This is a genomic window from Kluyvera sp., from assembly GCF_965301105.1.
Map to the genome: position 1 here is coordinate 1 of NZ_CBDKZX010000135.1, position 5633 is coordinate 5633.

The window sequence follows — 5633 nt, forward strand, 5'->3', positions numbered from 1 at the left end:
ATAGAAAGTAGAGAAGAAAAAACACTATTAAAAAAACGAAAAAAAAAAAAAAAAAACAACAACAAATTCTTTCAGCCAAAAAAGAAAAGCACCCAACCGTTAAGTTGAATGCTTTCGCCTAATCAATATTCATTTTTATTACTATTTTAAAATATATATTCAGAATGAAAATTAAAATCGCCTGACACATAATTTCGTAGAGGATGGAGGGGATTTTTGGACACAAAAAAAGCGCCCTGAGGCGCTTTTTTCTGCCTGGCAACTTACTTGCTGCCTGGGATGCTGAAACGCTTGTTGAAGCGGTCAACACGGCCACCGGTAGCAACATCACGCTGCTTGCCAGTATAGAACGGGTGGCATTTACCGCACACGTCCAGGTTCAGGTCGTGACCGACGGTAGAGCGGATCTGCATGACGTTACCGCAAGAACAGGTTGCAGTAATTTCTTCGTATTTCGGGTGAATATCTTTTTTCATGGGAAAACCTCGGTTAAGGCCGCGTCGCTCTTCCAGCCCTAACGCCAGACACCACGCGATGTTGATAGTATGTTTCCTGATGCCAAAATGCACCAAAGGCGGCGAATCATACAGAATTTGACCAGCAGATGCAAACTGATCCGCACCCCTACAATGTGTATACTGTCTCGCCAGATTTCAAGTCAGGAAGAAAACATGCCCGTTGCTCACGTTGCCCTGCCTGTTCCACTGCCCCGCACGTTCGACTACCTGCTGCCTGACAACCTCAGCGCCAAAGCGGGCTGCCGCGTGCGCGTGCCGTTTGGTAAACAAGAGCGCGTGGGGATTGTGGTGTCGGTCAACGAAAGCAGCGAACTGCCGCGCGATGAGCTCAAAGCGGTGATCGACGTGCTGGACGACGAATCGGTTTTCTCAACCTCGGTGTGGCGTCTGCTGCTGTGGGCCGCGGAGTACTACCATCATCCGATTGGCGACGTTCTGTTCCACGCGCTGCCCATCATGCTACGCCAGGGAAAACCTGCCAGCGCCGCGCCGCAGTGGTTCTGGTTTGCCACCGAGCAGGGACAAGCGGTGGATATTAATAGCCTGAAGCGCTCCCCAAAACAGCAACAGGCGCTGGCGGCCCTGCGTCAGGGAAAAATCTGGCGTCACCAGGTGGCAGAGCTGGAATTTAATGAAAGCGCGATGCAGGCGCTGCGCACCAAAGGGCTGTGTGAGCTGGGCAGCCTGGCGCCGGAAATTATCGACTGGCGCTCCGCTTATTCCGTCCCCGGCGAACGCCTACGTTTGAATACCGAGCAGGCCACCGCGGTTGGCGCTATTCACAGCGCCTCCGACGAATTCTCCGCGTGGCTGCTGGAAGGCGTCACCGGCTCGGGTAAAACAGAGGTGTATCTCAGCGTACTGGAAAACGTGCTGGCCAAAGGCAAGCAGGCGCTGGTCATGGTGCCGGAAATCGGCCTGACGCCGCAGACCATCGCCCGCTTTCGCGAGCGGTTTAACGCCCCGGTGGAAGTCCTGCACTCGGCGCTCAACGACAGCGAGCGGCTGGCCGCCTGGCTGAAGGCGAAAAGCGGCGAGGCGGCGATTGTCATCGGCACCCGTTCCTCTCTCTTTACGCCATTCAAAAATCTCGGCGTGATCGTCATTGATGAGGAGCACGATAGCTCATACAAGCAGCAGGAAGGCTGGCGCTATCATGCCCGTGACCTCGCCGTATGGCGCGCTCACAGCGAGCAAATTCCCATTATCCTCGGCTCGGCAACGCCGGCGCTGGAGACCTTGCTTAACGTCCGCCAGCATAAATACCGTCTACTGCGCTTAACTCGCCGCGCGGGCAACGCGCGCCCAGCGACTCAGCACGTACTCGACCTCAAAGGCCAGCAGTTGCAGGCCGGACTCTCCCCCGCCCTGATCAACCGCATGCGCCAACATTTGCAGGCCGATAATCAGGTGATTTTGTTCCTCAACCGCCGTGGTTTTGCGCCAACGTTACTGTGCCATGATTGCGGCTGGATTGCCGAATGCCCGCGCTGCGACAGCTACTACACGCTACACCAGTCACAGCACCATTTGCGTTGCCACCATTGCGACAGCCAGCGTCCTATCCCGCGCCAGTGCCCATCCTGCGGCTCAACGCACCTGGTTCCGGTCGGGCTGGGTACCGAGCAACTGGAACAGGTACTGGCGCCGATGTTCCCCGGCGTCCCGTTGTCGCGTATAGACCGCGACACCACCAGCCGTAAAGGGGCGCTTGAGCAACATCTTGCTGAAGTGCACCGCGGCGGCGCGCGTATTTTGATTGGCACTCAGATGCTGGCAAAGGGGCACCATTTCCCTGACGTCACGCTGGTTGCGCTACTGGACGTCGATGGCGCGCTGTTCTCCGCCGATTTCCGGTCGGCGGAACGCTTCGCCCAGCTGTATACCCAGGTCTCTGGCCGCGCCGGACGCGCGGGCAAACAGGGCGAAGTGGTGCTGCAAACTCACCACCCTGACCACCCGCTACTGCAAACGCTGCTCTATAAAGGCTACAACGCCTTCGCCGAACAGGCGCTGGCCGAACGCCAGACGATGCAGCTGCCGCCATACACCAGCCATGTCCTGATTCGCGCGGAAGATCATAACAACCAGCAGGCGCCAGTGTTCCTGCAGCAGTTACGTAACCTGATACAGGCCAGCCCGCTGGCGGACGATAAGCTGTGGGTGCTCGGCCCGGTTCCTGCGCTGGCCCCCAAACGTGGCGGCCGCTATCGCTGGCAGATTCTCCTGCAACACCCCTCACGCGTGCGTTTGCAACACATCGTCACCGGCACGCTGGCGCTCATCAACACCCTCCCGGAATCCCGCAAAGTGAAGTGGGTTCTCGACGTTGACCCGATAGAAGGTTAATTCAGAGTTGCGAGCGGGATCGTGAAATCAAACAATCATCACACTTTTGATGAAAATTCTGTAACAGATCTCCCTAACTATCTGATAAAAGTGTGTCAGATGTCAGGCCACAAAGGACGTGCCTGCGCCAGTCAGTGAGGAGAGAATCAGGTGAAGGCTAAAAAACCGGTTGTTGCCGCAACCATGAAAGACGTTGCCCTCCAGGCTAACGTCTCTACGGCAACCGTATCCCGTGCATTGATGAACCCTGAGAAGGTGTCGCAGGCAACGCGTAATCGCGTGGAGCAGGCGGCGCTGGAGGTCGGGTATCTTCCGCAAATGCAGGGCCGTAATATGAAGCGCAATGAGTCGCGCACCATCCTGGTGATTGTTCCGGATATCTGCGATCCCTTCTTTAGCGAAGTGATCCGCGGGATCGAGGTGACAGCGGCGGCGCAAGGTTATCTGGTGCTGATTGGCGACTGCGCGCATCAGAATCAGCAGGAAAAAACCTTCATCGATTTAATCATCACCAAACAGATTGACGGCATGCTACTGCTCGGCTCCCGTCTACCGTTCGACGCCAGCATTGAAGAACAGCGCAACCTGCCACCAATGGTGATGGCGAACGAATTCGCGCCGGAGCTGGGCCTGCCAACGGTCCACATCGACAACCTCACTGCCGCCTTCGACGCCGTTAACTATCTTCACGAGCTGGGCCATCAGCGTATCGGCTGTATCGCCGGGCCGGAAGAGATGCCGCTGTGCCACTACCGCCTGCAGGGATACGTTCAGGCGCTGCGCCGCAGCGGGATTACCGTTGACCCTCACTACATTGCCCGCGGCAACTTCACCTACGAAGCGGGCGCCAGCGCGCTGGAACAGCTACTGGCGCTGCCGAAGCCGCCAACCGCCGTATTCTGTCACAGCGATATTATGGCGCTGGGCGCGCTCTCCTGGGCCAAACGCCAGGGTCTGAAAGTGCCGGAGGATCTGTCCATTATCGGCTTCGATAACATTTCGCTGGCCGAATTCTGCGACCCACCGTTAACCACCGTCTCTCAACCGCGTTTTGATATTGGCCGTGAAGCCATGCTGCTGCTGCTAAACCAGCTAAGCGGGCAGTTTGTTGATAGTGGTTCCCGTCTACTCGACTGCGAACTGATCGTTCGCGGCAGTACAAGCAAAATTTGATGTAAAGCCGGGCGCTTTAAGACTTGCTTGTCTGGTCAAAGCCCCGTCGCTTAAGTAACATGTCGGGCTAACTAACGGAAAAAGACAGCGAAACGATAGTGGCACAACGAGACTATGTACGCCGCGGCCAGCAGGCACCTTCGCGGCGCAAGAACAGCGCTTCACGGAATACACGGAAAAAGCAGAGTAACTTTCCGGCAGTCTCTCCTGCCATGGTGGCAATTGCTGCTGCGGTAGTGGTCGCTTTTATCGGCGGTTTGTACTTCATCACGCATCATAAAAAAGAAGACGCCGAATCCCTGCAAAGCCGCCAGATAACCGGTAACGGCCTGCCGCCGAAGCCGGAAGAACGCTGGCGCTACATCAAAGAGCTGGAAAGCCGCCAGCCGGGCGTGCGTGCGCCAACGGAACCGTCCGCGGGCGGGGAAGTCATCAATCCGAATCAGCTGACCGACGAACAACGCCAGCTGCTGGCACAAATGCAGGCGGATATGCGCCAGCAGCCCACGCAGCTGACCGAAGTGCCGTGGAACGAGCAGACGCCAGCACAGCGCCAGCAAACGCTGCAACGCCAGCGTCTTGCCCAGCAAGCGCAGCAGCAGTCACAGCAGCAGTGGACGCAAACGCAGCCGGTGCAGGCGCCGCAAACCCGTACCACGCAGCCGGCACAGCAGCCACGTCAAACGCAGACTCAGCAGCAGCCGAAAGCCGTTGCGTCGAACTCGCCGTATCAGGATCTGCTGCAAACACCGGCCCACACGGCTTCACAGCCAAAAACCCAGGCCGCTGCACCGGTAACGCATGAAACGACGCCGCCGAAAGCGAGCGAGAAAAAAGATGAACGCCGCTGGATGGTCCAGTGTGGTTCCTTCAAAGGTGCCGAACAGGCGGAAACTGTCCGCGCTCAGCTGGCGTTTGAAGGCTTCGACTCGAAGATCACCACCAACAACGGCTGGAACCGCGTGGTCATCGGCCCGGTGAAAGGTAAGGATAACGCCGACAGCACCATCGCCCGTCTGAAGATGGCGGGTCACGGAAACTGCATCAGGCTAGCTTCAGGGGGTTGAAACCCCCAAAAACTCCCCCATCTATACTTACATTCTGCCCCGTACGCGGTACGGGGCTACTCTATCCGTATTGGTAAAGGGGTCTGCTCGTGACAACAATAGTAAGTGTTCGCCGTAACGGCAACGTCGTCATTGCCGGGGATGGTCAGGCCACGCTGGGCAATACCGTCATGAAAGGCAACGTGAAAAAAGTTCGCCGTCTGTACAACGACAAAGTGATCGCCGGTTTTGCGGGCGGTACTGCGGACGCCTTCACGCTGTTCGAACTGTTTGAACGTAAACTGGAAATGCACCAGGGCCACCTGGTGAAAGCCGCCGTGGAACTGGCGAAAGACTGGCGTACCGACCGCATGCTGCGCAAACTCGAAGCGCTGCTGGCCGTGGCTGATGAAACCGCCTCGCTGATCATCACCGGTAACGGCGACGTCATTCAGCCAGAAAACGACCTGATTGCCATCGGCTCTGGCGGCCCATACGCCCAGGCCGCGGCCCGTGCGCTGTTGGAAAATACCGACATGAACGCGCG

5 protein-coding genes are annotated in these 5633 nt (G+C 57.2%); 4 read left to right on the forward strand and 1 reads right to left on the reverse strand.

What is annotated here, in order from left to right; translation table 11 throughout:
• Positions 1 to 263: 263 nt before the first annotated feature.
• Positions 264 to 476 (reverse strand): 50S ribosomal protein L31, encoded by a 213-nt coding sequence (rpmE, locus tag ACW14G_RS21950; protein ID WP_035892364.1) that lies wholly within the window; start codon positions 474 to 476, stop codon positions 264 to 266.
• Between the two features lie 195 nt (positions 477 to 671).
• On the opposite strand from rpmE, the gene priA reads away from it, so the two are divergent.
• From priA to hslV, 4 genes are all read left to right on the forward strand, one after another.
• Positions 672 to 2867 (forward strand): primosomal protein N', encoded by a 2196-nt coding sequence (gene priA, locus ACW14G_RS21955; protein WP_163447322.1) that lies wholly within the window; start codon positions 672 to 674, stop codon positions 2865 to 2867.
• Positions 2868 to 3017: 150 nt separating this feature from the next.
• Entirely contained in the window at positions 3018 to 4040 is a 1023-nt protein-coding gene (cytR, locus tag ACW14G_RS21960; protein ID WP_163447323.1) for a DNA-binding transcriptional regulator CytR, read from the forward strand.
• A 98-nt stretch (positions 4041 to 4138) separates the two neighbouring features.
• Positions 4139 to 5107 (forward strand): cell division protein FtsN, encoded by a 969-nt coding sequence (gene ftsN / locus ACW14G_RS21965; RefSeq protein WP_419058463.1) that lies wholly within the window; start codon positions 4139 to 4141, stop codon positions 5105 to 5107.
• Between the two features lie 89 nt (positions 5108 to 5196).
• Positions 5197 to 5633, forward strand: a 437-nt coding sequence (gene hslV / locus ACW14G_RS21970; RefSeq protein ID WP_455648805.1) for an ATP-dependent protease subunit HslV, incomplete at its 3' end; no start/stop codon positions are given.